Annotated in this window: 16 protein-coding genes; 10 read left to right on the plus strand and 6 right to left on the minus strand. The window is 56.9% G+C overall.

Features of this window, described 5'->3' with window-relative positions; genetic code table 11:
• Positions 1–238 precede the first annotated feature (238 nt).
• The 3 genes from FZF21_RS15505 (at position 239) to FZF21_RS15515 (ending at position 1790) form a co-directional block, all read left to right on the plus strand.
• Positions 239–409: a YfgG family protein gene (locus tag FZF21_RS15505; protein ID WP_017383512.1), complete on the plus strand. Its 171-nt coding sequence runs from the start codon at positions 239–241 to the stop codon at positions 407–409.
• Positions 410–565: 156 nt separating this feature from the next.
• Positions 566–1033, plus strand: coding sequence for a DUF6130 family protein (locus FZF21_RS15510; RefSeq protein ID WP_040117934.1), 468 nt, complete (start codon positions 566–568; stop codon positions 1031–1033).
• A gap of 10 nt (positions 1034–1043) precedes the next feature.
• Positions 1044–1790 carry an alpha/beta hydrolase gene (locus tag FZF21_RS15515; protein ID WP_032649056.1) on the plus strand — a complete coding sequence of 249 codons (747 nt, stop codon included), beginning with the start codon at positions 1044–1046 and terminating at the stop codon, positions 1788–1790.
• A 129-nt stretch (positions 1791–1919) separates the two neighbouring features.
• Here the strand turns inward: FZF21_RS15515 and FZF21_RS15520 are convergent, their stop codons facing one another.
• On the minus strand, positions 1920–2756 hold the full coding sequence (locus tag FZF21_RS15520) for a MipA/OmpV family protein (protein WP_063931630.1): 837 nt from the start codon (positions 2754–2756) through the stop codon (positions 1920–1922).
• A gap of 203 nt (positions 2757–2959) precedes the next feature.
• Between FZF21_RS15520 and FZF21_RS15525 the strand changes: the two genes are divergently transcribed.
• The 3 genes from FZF21_RS15525 to FZF21_RS15535 all read left to right on the plus strand — a co-directional run bounded on the left by FZF21_RS15525 (position 2960) and on the right by FZF21_RS15535 (position 5672).
• Positions 2960–3637 carry a response regulator gene (locus FZF21_RS15525; RefSeq protein WP_063946209.1) on the plus strand — a complete coding sequence of 226 codons (678 nt, stop codon included), beginning with the start codon at positions 2960–2962 and terminating at the stop codon, positions 3635–3637.
• Entirely contained in the window at positions 3637–5025 is a 1389-nt protein-coding gene (locus FZF21_RS15530; protein WP_045327324.1) for an ATP-binding protein, read from the plus strand. The genes FZF21_RS15525 and FZF21_RS15530 overlap by 1 nt, the downstream gene beginning before the upstream one ends.
• Before the next feature lie 167 nt (positions 5026–5192).
• Positions 5193–5672 carry an Rrf2 family transcriptional regulator gene (locus FZF21_RS15535; protein ID WP_003860591.1) on the plus strand — a complete coding sequence of 160 codons (480 nt, stop codon included), beginning with the start codon at positions 5193–5195 and terminating at the stop codon, positions 5670–5672.
• Positions 5673–5738: 66 nt separating this feature from the next.
• Here FZF21_RS15535 and oqxB read toward each other — a convergent pair whose 3' ends face one another.
• On the minus strand, positions 5739–8891 hold the full coding sequence (gene oqxB / locus FZF21_RS15540) for a multidrug efflux RND transporter permease subunit OqxB (protein ID WP_047736702.1): 3153 nt from the start codon (positions 8889–8891) through the stop codon (positions 5739–5741).
• A gap of 23 nt (positions 8892–8914) precedes the next feature.
• Positions 8915–10090, minus strand: coding sequence for an efflux RND transporter periplasmic adaptor subunit (locus FZF21_RS15545; RefSeq protein WP_023295135.1), 1176 nt, complete (start codon positions 10088–10090; stop codon positions 8915–8917).
• A gap of 337 nt (positions 10091–10427) precedes the next feature.
• On the opposite strand from FZF21_RS15545, the gene FZF21_RS15550 reads away from it, so the two are divergent.
• Positions 10428–10781, plus strand: a complete 354-nt coding sequence (locus FZF21_RS15550; protein ID WP_015572178.1) for a helix-turn-helix domain-containing protein — start codon at positions 10428–10430, stop codon at positions 10779–10781.
• Between the two features lie 101 nt (positions 10782–10882).
• On the opposite strand, the gene guaA is transcribed toward FZF21_RS15550, so the two are convergent.
• Positions 10883–12460, minus strand: a complete 1578-nt coding sequence (gene guaA, locus FZF21_RS15555) for a glutamine-hydrolyzing GMP synthase (RefSeq protein ID WP_003860599.1) — start codon at positions 12458–12460, stop codon at positions 10883–10885.
• 67 nt (positions 12461–12527) lie between these two features.
• The gene (gene guaB, locus FZF21_RS15560) at positions 12528–13994 is read right to left on the minus strand and encodes an IMP dehydrogenase (protein ID WP_003860601.1); all 1467 of its coding nucleotides are present in this window, start codon (positions 13992–13994) and stop codon (positions 12528–12530) included.
• Positions 13995–14153: 159 nt separating this feature from the next.
• Between guaB and xseA the strand changes: the two genes are divergently transcribed.
• Genes xseA through FZF21_RS15575 form a run of 3 tightly spaced genes read left to right on the plus strand, consistent with a single transcriptional unit; the run spans position 14154 to position 16956 of the window.
• Entirely contained in the window at positions 14154–15527 is a 1374-nt protein-coding gene (gene xseA / locus FZF21_RS15565) for an exodeoxyribonuclease VII large subunit (RefSeq protein ID WP_047736704.1), read from the plus strand.
• 59 nt (positions 15528–15586) lie between these two features.
• The gene (locus FZF21_RS15570; protein WP_047736706.1) at positions 15587–16606 is read left to right on the plus strand and encodes a M4 family metallopeptidase; all 1020 of its coding nucleotides are present in this window, start codon (positions 15587–15589) and stop codon (positions 16604–16606) included.
• A complete protein-coding gene (locus FZF21_RS15575; protein ID WP_003860606.1) occupies positions 16606–16956 on the plus strand; it encodes a protealysin inhibitor emfourin in 351 nt (116 codons plus the stop codon). The genes FZF21_RS15570 and FZF21_RS15575 overlap by 1 nt, the downstream gene beginning before the upstream one ends.
• Here the strand turns inward: FZF21_RS15575 and FZF21_RS15580 are convergent.
• Entirely contained in the window at positions 16953–17174 is a 222-nt protein-coding gene (locus FZF21_RS15580) for a zinc ribbon domain-containing protein (RefSeq protein ID WP_003860607.1), read from the minus strand. The genes FZF21_RS15575 and FZF21_RS15580 overlap by 4 nt on opposite strands.
• Between the last annotated feature and the right edge of the window lie 47 nt (positions 17175–17221).

Below are 17221 nucleotides of genomic sequence, written 5' to 3' on the forward strand. Positions count from 1 at the left end.
CGGTTGACCTAAATCAAATTAATTTATCTGAATAAACCTTTCTTACGTTTTTTTTGAATATTTTTCCTGTAATTATCAATGCGATAAATAAAAGCGTTGTTTTTAATAACATAAATTAATGTAAGCATTGACGCTATTTTACATTTCGCCGAATTGACCCTGACTTGCGGCTGTGCCTTAATAGCCGCATCGCCCAAAAGGGTATACTCAGGAAAAGAAAGTGAGTCAGGCTACGCGTATGCGAAAACGACATCGATTTAACACCCGGATGACCCGCATCATACTGCTCATCAGTTTCCTGTTTTTCTTTGGCCGCTTTGTTTATTCCTCCATTGGTGCCTGGTATCACCATCAGGACAAAATTCAGTCACAGCAATCAGGTCTTGTGGTGGATTCGCCCGAGCGCTAAAGCGTGTTTGCTCCCGGCAGACAAACTGTATCGCACTGTATCCCGAGCGCTACGCTGACAAACCGGTACAACACGCCCGCAAAAGCAAACATCCCCGATACATAAAAATGGTCTTCTGTATCCCTCGCCATAATAAACTGATGAGGAGAGAAACAGATGATTCGTCGATATTTCCTGCTTCCTGTATTTGCGCTGACGTCCTTTGCTGGCGCAATGGCCGCACCGTTGCATGGCCTGAGCGCCGCTGATGTCAACGGTCCAGCCGCCGTCGCCCCGCCTGAACACCCCCAGCCGCCAGCAAAACTGATTGTCGATCCGCCGCTGGCGGGACCGCTAAGTAAAGGTGCGGTCTTTATTCAGTACCGTGTCGAAAACCTGCGCATTGAACCTGTATTTGGACCCGACGCGCTGAAAGTCACTCCGCGTATCGGCCATATTCACGTTGTGGTGGATGACGCGCCCTGGCACTGGGCTGATACCAGCGGCGAGCCGGTGATCCTGGTCGGGCTGCCCGCAGGAAAGCACAAGGTGACGATCGTCGTTGCCGACCCGACGCATAAACCCATCGACCATAAAACCGTTGAATTCACCGTGCCGCCACACGCCGCGGTTCATCACTTTTAAGGAGCCTGTTATGAAAGCATTGTCTGTATTAACAGCGATGGTGCTGGCGGTTTCCACCAGCGCGCTGGCAGAGACGAAAGCCAGCGTGGTGCTGGTACACGGGGCGTTTGCCGACGGCAGCAGCTGGAATAAGGTGATTACCCGGCTGCAAAAACACCATACCGAGGTCATTGCGGTACAACTTCCGCTCACGTCTCTGAAAGATGATGTCGCCGCCACGCAGCGTGCTATCGCCCGGGCTCATGGGGATGTGGTGCTGGTCGGTCACTCCTGGGGCGGGACGGTAATCAGCGAGGCGGGAAACAATGCCCGCGTGAAGTCACTGGTTTACGTTGCCGCTTTTGCGCCGGATTCCGGCCAGTCGACGGCAGCTCTGGCAAATAGCTTCCCTGCTCCGCCAGGGAGCGCCAGCCTCGCTAAAACCACAGAGGGGTATTTATATCTGCCGATAAAAGCGGTCAGCGAGAATTTCGCCCCTGACGTGAAGGACGTTGAGCGCAGCGTGATTGCCGCGACGCAGAGCCCCATTAAGGCCGATGCGTTTGGGGAGAAAATCGCGCATGCCGCCTGGCATGACAAACCGAGCTGGTATGTGGTCAGCAAAAATGACCGGATGATCAATCCTGAGCTAGAGCGCGCAATGGCGAAGAAAATCAACGCCAACACCACGGAGGTAGCGGCAAGCCATGTATCGATGGTCAGCCAGCCGGACGTCATTACCCGTACGATTGAACAGGCGTTATCGGGTCAACAGTGATAAAAAAGCCCGCATGATGAACGGTCCGACTTCGGGCCACGCCATCCTGCGGGCTTTATGCACTTCCGGCTCCTGCAACGGGGTTATGTGCGGTTTTGTCACAAACGCACCTAACCCCTCGCTGAACCATCAGAAGCTGTACGTCACCTTCAAACTTCCCACAGGAGACGTTTTTCGCTGAACAATGGGGCTATCGCCAGCCTCTCCCGTCAGCTGCGTAACGCCAGCTGCGGCAAGCAGGCTCCAGCGGGAGGTAAGCTTATGGGTCCAGTCCAGGTTCAGCGAATACGCATATATTCCCGATCCGGCATCGTGTCGGGCAAAACCCGATGCGGCCGACTGGGCGGCATTCACCCCGTAGTAGGTTTGCACATACTTACTGGATCCCCAGCTACCGGTCAGCGCCAGCGCTAACACATTTTTCGGAGATGTATAGAGCGGGCTGGCAATGCCGAAATGCACAGCTTCACCATTGTCTCTCTCAGAAACCGGGACCTCTGCCTGCAACTGCACGGTCAGCCAGTCAGTCACCCTGTATCCCAGCCCTGGCACAACGATAGCTGAACCTTTAATGTCACCCATTCCTCGCAGGTAGTCGCTGCCGGAGGCGATCGAATCGCTGCTTACGTCGCGATCCTTACGTCCTGCGCGATAGCTCAGCGCTGCGTTGTAGTCCAGGTTACCAAAGCTGTTGCCGTAGCCGATCCCCCGCGTGGTGCTGACAAAAAAACCATTGGCCATCGCGTAATCAACCACCTGAGCCGCAGAGACCCGGCTCTTGTCCGAACCGGAATAGCGTGGCGCAACATCCACGCCGCCTCCCAGGGTTAACACGTTGCCCTGAGGCTGATCTGCCGCCAGGGTCGGGGTAGCCAGTAACGCCAGGACGGCCCCCGGCAAGATGCTTTTCATGCTGCGACCGATGCGTGAACGGGGGAAACTATTACGCAGTGTGATGTTTCTCATTAAAGAAGCCCTTTGGATTCAGATGATTGCGATACAAGCGGTGTTAAACGCCAGAGCGCTCATTCTGAATACTCACCCTAAGGTTCTTATGAGCCGTAAATGAAGAAATGCTGAAGCACGTGAAGGTTCTGTAAACCCTGAAGAATTCCTGTTACCGTTTTTTCTTCAGTTGTTCTTCATGCACTGTTGATACAGTTACCAATGTGAAAATTCTACTAATTGAAGACGACCTGGATCTCGGCAATGGCGTGCGTATCGCCCTTGCAGATCAAGGATTTGATGTCATATGGGTACGCCGCAAAGAGGATGCGCTGCATCAGCTTGGGATCTGCGTGCCGGAACTTATTTTGCTCGACCTGGGGCTGCCCGATGGCGATGGCATGAGCCTGATGACGCGCCTGCGTCAACAGCTTAAGGGCGTCCCTGTCATCATCCTGACGGCGCGAGGCACGCTACAGGACCGCCTGTGCGGGCTGGATGCAGGTGCAGACGATTATCTGGTCAAACCTTTTGTTCTCGCCGAACTGCTGGCGCGCGTGAGAGCCCTTGCGCGGCGCAGTTACGGTTTTGAAAATGAGGCAATAGAAATTCGCGGTTTGTCGCTTCATATTCCGACGCGTCGCGTAACGGTGAGCGCACGCCACGTTGAGCTGACGGCAAGCGAATATGCGCTGCTTGAAACGTTAATGCTGCGCGCCGATCGCGTGCTTACGCGACGGTATCTGGAAGAAAGGATATTTGGCACGAAAGAAAACCTCAGCAACGCGCTTGACGTGCATATGGGTAACCTGCGGCGAAAAATTGGCGATGGCTTTGTGCGAACGGTAAGAGGCGTTGGGTATGTCATCGATACCGTACTCGTTCAGAAGGCAGCAGGTTGATGCGTAATTTTTGGCACCACCTCCGGCTTCCCACGCTGGTCAGGCGAATGCTGGTCGCCCAGATGCTGCTGCTTACGTTGCTCTGGTGTCTCTTTTTAACCTTCATTTTGCTGGAAGACCTGCGTAGCCCTCCCATACTGACGGGCAGTGAGACTTATGAAACCCTGTTTTCCCTGGTAGAGAGCATGGACGATCGTCCGCAGGCGCGTGATGCTGTGCTGGCAGCGTTCAGCAAGGCGCTGCGGGAGGGCTATGGCGGCGGCGAAGATCCGGAGCTGTCCATCAACCTCATTGTTCGCAAGAATAACGAGATTATTTTTTCTTCGGATGGTGCGCCAACGGGGGTAAAAAATAGCCGTCTGGGGGTCATGCAGCATGTCCAGAGTGAGGACCATACATGGACGAGCCGTACCCTCAAATCCGCGCACTCCGACGTGGAAGTCACCCTTTTTACCCCTGCCGGTAGCTGGAATTTCTTTATCTATCTGAACTCGCGCGGCTACTACGTCATGCCGCTGATGATATGCATCCCTTTTCTTCTGTTCCCCGCGTGGCTGTCCATCCGCATCGCGATGCGCCCCTGGAACAAGGTGGTGAATGAAATTTCATTGCGCACGCCGGACGATCTCTCGCCTTTAAAAGCCGTCCCCAGACACAGGGAGCTTCGCCAGACAGTCGACGCGATTAATGACTTTCTGGCCAGGGTGCGGGAAAGCGCCGAAAGGGAAAGAATGTTTATTGCCGATGCCGCACACGAACTGCGTACGCCTCTGGCCGCGATGCGGATCAACGTCGAGGCGTTGCAGTCCTGGGTCATCAGCGAAAGCCAGCAGGAGCTGCTTGCGGGCATTGTTCGCAGCAATAGCCGTGCTGCGCGTCTCGTCAATCAGCTTCTGCTGATGATGCACAGCGAAGCGCACATCAGCACGGTGATGTCGCCTGTGCCGCTGACGACGCTTATTCAGGAGCGAATGGCTGCCCTGGAACCGCTGGCGTCCGGGCGCAGAATTGAGTTTGAATTCATCGCCGATGATGAAATCCATATCACAGGCATTCGGGAACGTCTGGTATCGCTGATCGACAATTTAATTGAGAATGCCGTGAAGTACAGCCCTGAGGGTGGACGCATTGAGGTACAACTGCAATCGCGTGATAAGTCCGCTCAGCTGCGCGTCTCAGACGCGGGTCCCGGCATTCCGGTTGAATTGCGGGAGCGTGTGTTCGACAGGTTCTTCCGCGATCCTAATCAGACCCAAAGCGGGAGTGGACTGGGGCTTGCTATCGTTAAAGCCGTTACGCAGCAACACAACGGCAGGGTCAATCTGAGTACGTCAGCCGAAGGTGGTCTTATGGTGATCGTTGATTTCCCGAATCCGGCGTTCGCATGAACGTAAACGCGGCGCTACACGTCCTGACATGTGTCAGCGCAGCGTTACTTCACGTATGCCGCAGATTGCTTCAATAAAATTACCGTATTTGTTATATTGTTACTTACTGATTATTCACCTCTGCGGTGCCAAAAAGAACAAGATTCACCGCAACCCAGGACAGAAAAATGTTAGATTACCGCTTCCCGACAGCTTTGCAGATGGTTCTCAGCGTAGCGATGGCGGAGCAATCGGGTGAACGTTCGACGAGTGCAATCCTGGCTTACGGCCTGGAAGCGAATCCGAGCTTTATCCGCAAATTAATGGTTCCTCTCGCCCGCGACGGCATTATCGTCTCCACGCTTGGCCGCAACGGCTCTATTCACCTTGGCCGCCCGGCGGAAGAGATTACCCTGCGTGATATCTACCTTTCCGTCACTGAAGATAAAAAGCTGTGGGCGTCCCGTCCTGACGTCCCGGCCCGCTGTGTGGTCAGCGCCAACGCCTGCTGGTACTTCAAATCAATCGCTGATGAAGCGGAGCAGGCTTCGTTAGCGGTTTTAGCGCGCCATACCGTCGCCAGCGCGCTGGAAGAGGTGAAAAAAGCCGATACCAGCGGGTGCGATCCGGTGCCGGAACTCTGCACACAGCATAAAAAAGCGCCCTAATCCTGACAGACTGCGAAAAAAAAGCCGCCTTCATTGTGAAGGCGGCTTTTTGCTATCTGCTACGTCCTACGCAGGCAACACCTCTCTTTCCGCTTTACCGCGCGTCACGAACTTACGCAGCGTTACGTAAAAGACCGGCGTCAGGAACAGACCAAACAGCGTCACACCCAGCATCCCGGCGAACACGGTGATCCCGGTGACGCCGCGCACTTCTGCCCCTGCCCCGTGACCAAGGATCAGTGGAATGGTCCCGGCAATAAAGGCGATAGAGGTCATTACAATCGGGCGTAGACGCAGGCGGCACGCTTCCAGCGCGGCCTCCATAATGCCTTTGCCCTGAATTTCCAGCTCGCGGGCAAACTCCACGATAAGAATCGCGTTTTTACAGGCCAGCCCCATCAGTACCACCAGCCCTACCTGCACGAAGACGTTGTTATCGCCCCCGGTCAGCCAGACGCCGAACAGCGCGGAGAGCATCGTCATCGGCACGATGAGGATCACCGCCAGGGGCAGCGTCCAGCTTTCATACAGCGCCGCCAGCACCAGGAACGCCAGCAGCACCGCGACCGGGAAGACGATCAGCGCCGTGTTGCCCTGGGTGGCCTGCTGGAAGCTCAGGTCCGTCCATTCAATATTCATCCCGTTCGGCAGGATCTGCTTAGACATACCGTCCAGCTGCGTCATCGCCTGCGCGGAAGAGAGCACGCGCGGGTCGGCATCGCCAATCAGATCCGCCGCCGGGTAGCCGTTGTAGCGGATCACCGGGTCCGGACCGTAGGTGGTCGTGATTTTCACCATACTGCCAATCGGCACCATTTCACCCTGGCTATTACGGGTGCGTAAATTCGCGATATCTTCCACGCTGTCGCGGAACTGCCCGTCGGCCTGTGCCATTACGCGCCAGGTGCGACCGAACTGGTTGAAGTCATTCACATAAGACGAGCCCAGATAGGTTTGCAGCGTCCCGAAGAGATCGGTGAGCGACACGCCCTGCGCTTTCGCCTTATCACGGTCAACCTGTACATCCAGCTGCGGAACGTTTGCCTGGTAGGTTGAGATAGGGAAATGCATCCCTGGCGTCTGCATAATCGCCCCGGACATGGTGTTCACCGCGTTTTGCAGCGCGCCATAGCCCAGACCAGCACGATCCTGAATGTACAGCGAATAGCCCGATCCCTGGCCCAGACCTAAAATCGGCGGCGGCAGAATCGAGAAGCCAAAGCCCTGCTGGATTTGCGCGATTTTCGCGTTGATCTCCGCGTTTATTTCCGCCGCAGTATGTTTACGCTGGTCGAAAGGCTTCAGGCCAAAGAAGACCGTCCCGGTGTTCGGCGTATTGGTGAACTGGAGCGCATTCAGGCCAGGAAACGCGACCGCATAATCCACGCCTTCGGTATTCATCCCGATTTCGCTCATTTTGCGGATCACCGCATCGGTGCGCGCCAGCGACGAGCCTTCCGGCATTTTCACGCCGCCGATCAGGTACAGCTTATCCTGCGTCGGAATAAACCCGCCGGGAACGGCTTTAAACATCACGCCCGCAGCGCAAAGCAGCAGCAAATAAACCACGAACACTGCCCCGCGTCGGCCGAGCGTTTTGCCCACCAGCCCCTGATAGCCAGTCGAGCTGCGGTGGAAAAAGCGGTTAAACGGACGGAAAATCCAGCCGAAAAGACGATCGATAAGCCGGGTCGGGAAATCTTTCGGGGCGCCATGCGGCTTCAACAGCAGCGCGGCCAGCGCTGGCGAGAGCGTCAGCGAGTTGATCGCGGAGATCACCGTGGAAATGGCTATCGTTACCGCAAACTGCTTGTAGAACTGACCGGTCACGCCGGAGAGGAACGCCATCGGAACGAATACCGCACACAGCACCAGCGCAATGGCAATAATCGGTCCGGACACTTCACGCATCGCCTGATGCGCTGCCGCAAGTGGGGCGAGCCCCTCTTCGATATTTCGTTCGACGTTTTCCACCACCACGATGGCATCGTCCACCACGATACCAATCGCCAGCACCAGCCCGAACAGGCTCAGGGTATTCAGCGAAAAGCCCAGCAGGTAGAGAATACTGAACGTGCCCACTACCGATACCGGCACTGCAATCAGCGGGATTATCGACGCGCGCCAGGTTTGCAGGAACAGGATCACCACCAGCACGACCAGCACCACCGCTTCCAGCAGCGTTTGCACCACCGCGCGGATCGAGTCGCGTACAAACACCGTCGGGTCGTAAGGCGCCGCCCATTTCATATCGTCCGGGAATCGTGTGGACAGTTCGTCCATTTTGGCGCGCACCGCGTTAGACAGATCGATGGCGTTTGCCCCCGGCGACTGGAAGATACCAATCCCGACCGCGTCTTTATTGTTCAGCTGAGAGCGCAGCGCGTAGCTGCCGGACCCCATCTCGATACGCGCCACATCGCGCAGCCGGACGACCGTACCATCCTGCGTGGTTTTCAGGACAATGTTGCCGAACTCGTCTTCGGTATGCAGGCGGCCCTGGGCGTTAATGGAGATCAGGAAATCGCTCTCTTTCGGCAGCGGCTCGGCGCCAAGCTGCCCGGCGGACACCTGCACGTTCTGCTCCTGCATCGCCGTGACCACGTCCGAAGCGGTCAGCCCGCGGGCCGCGACCTTGTTCGGGTCCAGCCAGACGCGCATCGCGTATTCACCCGAGCCGAAAATCTGAATCTGCCCCACGCCGGGCAGACGCGCCAGCTCGTCCTTCACCTTCAGCGTGGCGTAGTTACGCATATACAGTGAATCGTACTTACCGCCAGGCGAAAACAGATGCACCACCAGCGTCAGCGTTGGCGACTGTTTCTGAGTCGTGATGCCCAGACGCCGCACGTCTTCCGGCAGACGCGCTTCGGCCTGCGCGACGCGGTTTTGCACCTGAACCTGCGCCTGATCCGGGTCGGTACCCGGACGGAAGGTGACGGTAGTCACCAGCACGCCGTCGGAGCCCGCGACGGATTTCATGTACATCATGTTCTCAACGCCGTTGATCGCCTCTTCCAGCGGCGTTGCCACGGTCTCGGCAATCACTTTCGGGTTGGCGCCCGGGTACTCGGCGCGCACCTGCACGCTTGGCGGCACGACGTCAGGGTATTCGCTCACCGGCAGCAGCGGGATGGCGATTAATCCTGTGATAAAAATCAGAATCGACAGTACGGCGGCAAAAATCGGCCTGTCGATGAAAAAACGGGAAAAGTCCATGGATTGGATTCTCAGGTAAGGGATCAGTTGAGGGCGGCGCTGGCGGTCATGGCAACGGTTTTCGCGTTAACCGGCATACCCGGCATAAACACTTTTTGTAAACCATCGACGATGACTTTATCCCCGGGATTCAGCCCCTGCTGTACGATACGTAAACCGTCGGCCAGACGCCCGGGCGTAATGTCACGGCGCTGCGCTTTCCCGTCTTTATCCACGATATAAACATATTTACGATCCTGATCGGTCAGCACCGCCTTATCGTCAACAAGCGTGGCTTTAAATTCCGCACTGCCCGGCAGACGCACGCGGGCAAAGAGTCCAGGCGTGAACTGACGCTGTGAGTTATCCAGCAGCGCGCGCATGCGGATCGTTCCGGTACCCGGCGTGAGCTGGTTATCCAGGAAATCCACTTTGCCCTGATGGGGATAGCCCTCCTCGCCCGTCAGGCCAATCTCCACCGGCAGCGCCGCATGATCGCCGGACACCCGCTGCCCGCTGCGGGCCAGGTTCTGATAGTGAAGGTAGGTTGACTCGTCCACGTCGAAGTAGACATAAACCGTTTTCTGCGAGACCAGGGTGGTGAGCACGCTGGCGCTGTCGCCCGCCGTCACCAGGTTACCGCTGGTGATCAGCGCCCGGCTGGCGCGACCGTCGATAGGCGCGGTCACTTTGGTGAAGTCGAGGTTAAGTTGCGCAGCGTCTACCGCCGCCTGTGCGGCGCGAATATCGGCCTGCGCCTGGGTAGCGGCGGAACGGCGCTGCTCCCACTCTTCGCGGGACACCACGTTGGTATTGACTAATTTATCGGTACGGTTAGCCTCGCTTCGCGCCAGACTGGCCTGCGTTTTGGCTCTCGCCAGGTTCGCCTGCGCCTGTTCCAGCGCGGCGCGATAGGTTCGGTCATCAATCGTGAACAGCACCTCGCCCTTTTTCACCTCCTGGCCGTCGGTGTAATTCACTTTCTCAATGTAGCCGGAGACGCGCGGACGCAGCTGAACGCTTTCCACCGCTTCAATGCGACCGTTAAAGCTGTCCCACTGGCTAATGGATTTCACCACCACGTCAGCAGCGCTGACAACGGGCGCTTGCGGCGCGGCATTTTGCGCGACGCTGTCATCGCACCCGACGAGAAGCGCGGAGAGTAAAACCACCCCCATCGCGCTCAGATGAAAGTTACCCCAGGTTTTTTGCAGGCTCATTATTTTTATTCCGGTTATTGTAGCCGCCGGGCAAGACGCAGCGGGAGGCGCCGCGCCACTTCCTTTGTCCGGTAGCTGGCTGAAGGCCATTTGTGTCGTTCATCGCCACAAAACTGTAACAGTTGCGAATACACTATCGCGGCGATTGTAGGAAGGCGCTTAATTAAGTGCAAGAATAATTGTTGCACTTTATGTGCTATTTGCGGCGAAGATAAATCACGCGTTTTGAGAAGGGATTTAAATGCAACAATAAAACTTGCAATTAATGTAAAAACGGGTCACCTTTAAGTGCAACAAACAAAGATGCTTTTTAATGCGTGGCGTAGGGGGAAGCAAAATGAACACGGGTGCATTCATTCACGATTTACTCGACTGGATCGACAACAACCTCGATAGCCGTCTGGACATTGAAACCGTCTCCAGGCGAGCCGGCTATTCGAAATGGCACCTCCAGCGGCTTTTCAAAGAACATACCGGCTCCCCTCTCGCCGAATATATTCGCGCGCAAAAGCTGCAAAAATCGGTTGAGCGCCTGGCCCACAGCGATGAACCGATTCTGAACGTGGCGATCGCGCTGGGCTTTGACTCTCAGCAGTCCTTCAACCGCAGCTTTAAGCGTCAGTATGGTCAGGCACCCGGCGCATGGCGACGCAGTATCGGCTGCCGTGAATCGCGGCAGATGAGCCAGTAGTTCACCGCCGGGCCGGATATCGGCCAAAAAGAAAAACCCTCTGTAAACAGAGGGTTTTATCAGTCTTACCTGCTTATAACTTCGCAGGAAAGGTTATGGGCTTACTCCCACTCGATCGTCGCCGGTGGCTTGCCGCTGATGTCATACACCACGCGGGAAATGCCGTTCACTTCGTTGATGATGCGGTTAGACACGCGGCCTAAGAAGTCATACGGCAGGTGCGCCCAGTGCGCGGTCATGAAGTCGATGGTTTCCACCGCACGCAGGGAAACAACCCAGTCGTACTTACGGCCATCGCCCATCACGCCGACCGAGCGAACCGGCAGGAACACGGTGAACGCCTGGCTCACTTTGTTGTACAGGTCAGCTTTGTGCAGCTCTTCGATGAAGATCGCGTCCGCGCGACGCAGCAGGTCGCAGTACTCTTTCTTCACTTCGCCCAGCACGCGTACGCCGAGACCCGGGCCCGGGAACGGGTGACGGTAGAGCATGTCGTACGGCAGACCCAACTCCAGGCCGATCTTACGCACTTCGTCTTTGAACAGCTCACGCAATGGTTCAACCAGGCCCATCTTCATCTCTTTCGGCAGTCCGCCCACGTTGTGGTGAGATTTGATGACGTGTGCTTTACCGGTAGCGGAGGCCGCAGACTCGATCACGTCAGGGTAGATGGTGCCCTGCGCCAGCCATTTCACATCTTCCAGCTTCAGCGCTTCTTCGTCGAACACTTCCACGAACACGCGACCGATGATTTTACGTTTCGCTTCCGGATCGTTCTCGCCTTTCAGCGCGTCCAGGAAGCGCTGCTCGCCTTCCACGTGAACGATGTTCAGACCGAAGTGGTCGCCAAACATGTCCATAACCTGCTTCGCTTCGTTCAGACGCAGCAGACCGTTGTCCACGAAGACGCAGGTCAGGTTTTTGCCGATCGCGCGGTGCAGCAGCATGGCGGTCACGGAGGAGTCCACGCCGCCGGAGAGGCCGAGGATCACTTTGTCATCACCAACCTGCTGGCGGATACGCTCCACGGCGTCGTCGATGATTTTTGCCGGGGTCCACAGGGCTTCACACTGGCAGATGTCACGCACGAAGCGCTCCAGCATGCGCATACCCTGACGGGTGTGGGTCACTTCCGGGTGGAACTGCACGCCGTAGAAGCGTTTTTCTTCGTTCGCCATGATGGCGAACGGGCAGCTTTCAGTGCTGGCAACGGTCACGAAGTCGGACGGGATAGCGGTGACTTTGTCGCCGTGGCTCATCCACACGTCCAGCAGCGGTTTGCCGTCTGCGGTCAGGGAGTCTTCGATACCGCGCACCAGCGCGCTGTCGGTGACGACTTCAACCTGTGCGTAGCCGAACTCACGCTCGTTAGAGCCTTCTACGTGGCCGCCCAGTTGCATCGCCATGGTCTGCATGCCGTAGCAAACGCCGAACACCGGTACGCCCGCTTCGAACACGTACTGCGGCGCACGCGGGCTGTTCTCTTCGGTGGTGCTTTCCGGGCCGCCGGACAGGATGATGCCGCTTGGATTGAACTCGCGAATCTGTGCTTCCGTGACATCCCACGCCCACAGCTCACAGTAAACGCCCAGCTCACGCACGCGGCGCGCCACCAGCTGAGTGTACTGAGAACCAAAGTCCAGGATGAGAATGCGATGTTTATGAATGTTTTCCGTCATTGACGCTAATTCCGAGGCAAGTGAAACAAAACAAAGCGCCCGGCATTGAGCCGGGCGCGGAAATTTATCAGGAGCCCAGACGGTAGTTCGGGGACTCTTTGGTGATCGTCACGTCGTGAACGTGGCTCTCCTGGATACCCGCACCGCTGATGCGTACGAATTCCGCTTTGGTACGCAGCAGGTCAATGGTACCACAGCCGGTCAGACCCATACAGGAGCGCAGGCCGCCCATCTGCTGGTGAATGATCTCTTTCAGGCGGCCTTTATACGCCACGCGGCCTTCAATACCTTCCGGCACCAGTTTGTCTGCGGCGTTATCGGTCTGGAAGTAACGGTCAGAGGAACCTTTAGACATCGCGCCCAGGGAGCCCATACCGCGGTAGGATTTATAAGAACGCCCCTGGTAGAGTTCGATTTCACCCGGGGATTCTTCGGTACCGGCCAGCATGGAGCCCACCATCACGGCTGCGGCACCTGCGGCGATCGCTTTGGCGATGTCGCCAGAGAAACGGATACCGCCGTCCGCGATGACCGGAATACCGGTACCTTCCAGCGCTTCAACCGCGTCAGAAACCGCGGTGATCTGCGGCACGCCTACGCCGGTGACGATACGGGTGGTACAGATAGAGCCAGGACCGATACCCACTTTCACCGCGCTGCAACCCGCTTCCGCCAGCGCGCGAGCGCCTGCGCCGGTTGCTACGTTACCGCCGATGATCTGGAGATCCGGGTATTTAGCACGGGTTTCACGAATACGTTGCAGAACGCCTTCGGAGTGGCCGTGGGAGGAGTCAATCAGCAGCACGTCAACGCCCGCAGCAACCAGCGCGTCAACGCGCTCTTCGTTACCCGCACCTGCGCCAACCGCAGCGCCGACGCGCAGACGGCCATGCTCGTCTTTACAGGCGTTCGGTTTACGTTCTGCTTTCTGGAAATCTTTAACGGTGATCATGCCGCGCAGGTGGAAGTTCGCGTCCACAACCAGCGCTTTCTCAACGCGTTTTTCGTGCATTTTCGCCAGCACCACGTCGCGGGTTTCGCCTTCACGCACGGTCACCAGACGCTCTTTTGGCGTCATGTAGACGCTGACAGGCTGGTTCAGGTCAGTCACGAAACGCACGTCACGACCGGTAATGATGCCGACCAGTTCGTTGTCTTCAGTGACTACCGGGTAGCCTGCGAAGCCGTTACGCTCGGTCAGAGCTTTCACTTCGTGCAGCGTGGTGGTTGGCAGAACGGTCTGAGGATCGGACACGATACCGGATTCATGCTTCTTCACGCGGCGAACTTCTTCCGCCTGACGCTCAATAGACATGTTTTTGTGGATAAAGCCAATGCCGCCTTCCTGTGCCAGGGCGATAGCCAGACGCGCTTCAGTCACGGTGTCCATTGCTGCGGAGAGCATAGGAATGTTCAGACGAATGGTTTTCGTCAACTGCGTGCTGAGGTCGGCAGTATTCGGCAGAACGGTGGAGTGAGCGGGAACGAGGAGGACGTCGTCAAACGTCAGTGCTTCTTTAGCGATACGTAGCATGGGCAATATCTCTGACCTGGGTGGTTAAATATTGCCGTGGCATTATACAGAGCGTAACCGATTGCATCCACACTTTTTTGAAAAAAATGCTTGCGCTCACCTCTCAGCAGGTTACTATCGACTGAATAACTTGCTGATTTAGAATTTGATCCCGCTCACATGTTATCCTCTCAATCCCCCTCAATTTATACTGTCAGCCGCCTTAATCAGACGGTGCGTTTGCTGCTTGAGCAGGAAATGGGACAGGTCTGGATCAGCGGTGAAATCTCTAACTTCACACAGCCCGCTTCCGGACACTGGTACTTTACGCTGAAAGACGACACCGCTCAGGTGCGCTGCGCGATGTTCCGCAACAGCAACCGTCGCGTGACGTTTCGCCCTCAGCATGGCCAGCAGGTTCTGGTTCGCGCCAATATTACCCTGTATGAGCCGCGCGGCGATTATCAGATTATCGTCGAGAGCATGCAGCCCGCGGGCGAAGGCTTGTTGCAACAGAAATACGAGCAGCTTAAAGCCATGCTTTCGGCTGAGGGGTTGTTTGACCAGCAGTTCAAAAAGCCCTTGCCCTCACCTGCCCACTGCGTTGGGGTTATCACCTCAAAAACCGGTGCGGCCCTGCACGATATTTTGCATGTCCTGAAGCGCCGTGACCCTTCCCTGCCCGTCATTATCTACCCGACTGCCGTTCAGGGTGACGATGCGCCGGGGCAGATCGTGCGCGCCATTGAGCTGGCGAATGCGCGTCAGGAGTGTGATGTCCTGATCGTTGGGCGCGGCGGCGGCTCGCTGGAAGACCTGTGGAGTTTTAACGACGAGCGCGTGGCGCGGGCAATCTTTGCCAGCCTTATCCCGGTGGTAAGCGCCGTCGGTCACGAAACGGATGTGACGATTGCCGATTTTGTCGCGGATTTACGCGCGCCCACGCCGTCCGCGGCGGCAGAGGTGGTCAGCCGTAACCAGCTGGAGCTGCTGCGTCAGATCCAGAACGGGCAGCAGCGCCTGGAGATGGCGATGGACTACTTCCTCGCCAACCGTACCCGCCGCTTTACCCAGCTTCACCATCGTCTGCAACAGCAGCATCCGCAATTGCGTCTGGCGCGTCAGCAAACCGTGCTGGAACGTCTGCGTCAGCGGATGAACTTCGCGCTGGATAACCAGCTTAAGCGGGCGGTATCGCGCCAGCAGCGCACGACGCAGCGTCTGAACCAGCAGAATCCGCAGCCGAAGATTTATCGCGCGCAAACGCGGATCCAGCAGCTTGAGTTCCGCCTCGCGGAAAATATCCGCTCACGCCTGAGCACCACGCGCGAGCGTTTTGGCAATGCGGTCACCCATCTGGAAGCCGTCAGCCCGCTCTCCACGCTGGCTCGCGGCTATAGTGTGACCACTGCGACGGACGGCAAAGTGCTGAAACAAACGAAACAGGTTAAAGCCGGGGATGTGCTCACCACCCGGCTTTCTGACGGCTGGGTCGAGAGTGAGGTGAAAGAGATCAAACCGGTGAAAAAAACGCGCCAGCGTAAAAGCGGATAAATCTTCGCCGGTTACAAACTATACTGCTGCTATTGCCTTTTTTTAATAAGGAGAGCAGCATGCCCCATTTTCATAGCGTCATCCCTCCGTATATTCTTCGCCGTATTATCGAAAGCGGTTCTGAGCCGCAGCAGCGCTGCGCCCGTCAGACCTTAACCCACGTCCAGACGCTGATGGCCCATATGCCGGGCAAACCCGCCGCGCCGCATGTGAATAAAGCCGGTCAGCTTGAGCGTGACATCTACGATGCGAAACAGACCCAGGAGCTGCCGGGTACCCAGGTGCGCTATGAAGGCCAGCCCTCCAACGGCGATGTGGCGGTGGATGAAGCGTACGATTATCTGGGTATCACCCATGATTTCTTCTGGAAAGAATATCAGCGCGATTCACTCGATAACAAAGGACTGATCCTCACCGGCACCGTGCATTATGGTCGGGAATATCAGAACGCCTTCTGGAACGGCCAGCAGATGGTCTTTGGCGACGGTGACGGAGAAATCTTCAACCGCTTCACCATTGCCATCGACGTGGTGGCGCATGAGCTGAGCCACGGCGTGACCGAGACCGAAGCCGGGCTGATTTATTTTGAACAGTCGGGCGCGCTGAACGAGTCGTTATCCGACGTGTTTGGCTCGCTGGTGAAGCAGTATCTTCTGAAGCAAACCGCCGATAAAGCAGACTGGCTGATTGGTGAAGGGCTGCTGGCAGCGGGGATTAACGGCAAAGGGCTACGTTCCATGTCTGAACCCGGTACCGCCTACGACGATCCGCTGCTCGGCAAAGACCCGCAGCCCGCGCACATGAAAGATTTCATTAAGACGCGCGAGGATAACGGCGGCGTACACCTCAACTCCGGCATCCCCAACCGGGCGTTTTACCTGGCCGCAACGGCGATCGGTGGTTACGCCTGGGAAAAAGCGGGTTATGCCTGGTACGACACGGTTTGCGATCGCAACCTGGCGCAGGATGCGGATTTTGACGTTTTCGCAAAACTGACGATCGCCCACGGCGAGAAACGCTCGGGGGGTGATGTTGGGGCGGCCATTAAACAAGCCTGGGAACAGGTGGGAGTACTGTAATGCAGGTACCGGAACTGACGGATGACGCCGTGGTTGAGCTGGCCCGGGAAGGCGGCGTCGCCTTTATTCCTAAGCTGAGCGGTCAGCGCACGATCGCCCTCTCCACGCTCAACGAGGCGCAGCGTCAGCGCGTGGTGAATATTCTGGAACAGGCTATCCCGCGCGGACAGCCACCGGGCCAGGCGTCGTCTCCGGGCAGCGGCGATCAGCGCTATTTTCGCATTCAGATAATCTGGACCCGGCACAATCAGGCGCAGTATACCGATATTATTGTGCTGGTTCCGGAGCAGGAGGCGCCGGAATCGCTGATTGAGCTATGGCAAAAAGGGGAAGGCTGCGTGTGCGATTAAGCCCCAGCCCTGACGAACTCGACGCGTTTTTTTGAGATCAGCCCGTGGCCGTTCTGACAGAAGTAATCCACCGCGCCGCAGGCCTTGAGTACCTGAAGCGGCTGATGGCAGTCAGGGCAGCGCGCTTCGAGGGGAATATCTTTATTGCAGCTGTCGCAATGCGCGATACCGTTTTGCGGCTCGAGCGCTGCGTGGCAATCCGGACAGGTAATCGACATGCTCTCTCCTGTTGAGTTGGGCCGGGGCAGGATAACTGCCCCGGCAG

The sequence above is a fragment of the Enterobacter sp. LU1 genome, from assembly GCF_008271405.2.
GTDB lineage: Bacteria > Pseudomonadota > Gammaproteobacteria > Enterobacterales > Enterobacteriaceae > Enterobacter > Enterobacter hormaechei_C.

Coding starts and splice junctions, on each gene's coding strand:
- FZF21_RS15505 (WP_017383512.1), top strand. CDS start 239: ATGCGAAAACGACATCGATTTAACACCCGGATGACCCGCATCATACTG.
- FZF21_RS15570 (WP_047736706.1), top strand. CDS start 15,587: ATGCCCCATTTTCATAGCGTCATCCCTCCGTATATTCTTCGCCGTATT.
- FZF21_RS15550 (WP_015572178.1), top strand. CDS start 10,428: ATGAACACGGGTGCATTCATTCACGATTTACTCGACTGGATCGACAAC.
- oqxB (WP_047736702.1), bottom strand. CDS start 8,891: ATGGACTTTTCCCGTTTTTTCATCGACAGGCCGATTTTTGCCGCCGTA.
- xseA (WP_047736704.1), top strand. CDS start 14,154: ATGTTATCCTCTCAATCCCCCTCAATTTATACTGTCAGCCGCCTTAAT.
- FZF21_RS15545 (WP_023295135.1), bottom strand. CDS start 10,090: ATGAGCCTGCAAAAAACCTGGGGTAACTTTCATCTGAGCGCGATGGGG.
- FZF21_RS15580 (WP_003860607.1), bottom strand. CDS start 17,174: ATGTCGATTACCTGTCCGGATTGCCACGCAGCGCTCGAGCCGCAAAAC.
- FZF21_RS15535 (WP_003860591.1), top strand. CDS start 5,193: ATGTTAGATTACCGCTTCCCGACAGCTTTGCAGATGGTTCTCAGCGTA.
- FZF21_RS15575 (WP_003860606.1), top strand. CDS start 16,606: ATGCAGGTACCGGAACTGACGGATGACGCCGTGGTTGAGCTGGCCCGG.
- FZF21_RS15530 (WP_045327324.1), top strand. CDS start 3,637: ATGCGTAATTTTTGGCACCACCTCCGGCTTCCCACGCTGGTCAGGCGA.
- FZF21_RS15520 (WP_063931630.1), bottom strand. CDS start 2,756: ATGAGAAACATCACACTGCGTAATAGTTTCCCCCGTTCACGCATCGGT.
- guaB (WP_003860601.1), bottom strand. CDS start 13,994: ATGCTACGTATCGCTAAAGAAGCACTGACGTTTGACGACGTCCTCCTC.
- FZF21_RS15510 (WP_040117934.1), top strand. CDS start 566: ATGATTCGTCGATATTTCCTGCTTCCTGTATTTGCGCTGACGTCCTTT.
- FZF21_RS15515 (WP_032649056.1), top strand. CDS start 1,044: ATGAAAGCATTGTCTGTATTAACAGCGATGGTGCTGGCGGTTTCCACC.
- guaA (WP_003860599.1), bottom strand. CDS start 12,460: ATGACGGAAAACATTCATAAACATCGCATTCTCATCCTGGACTTTGGT.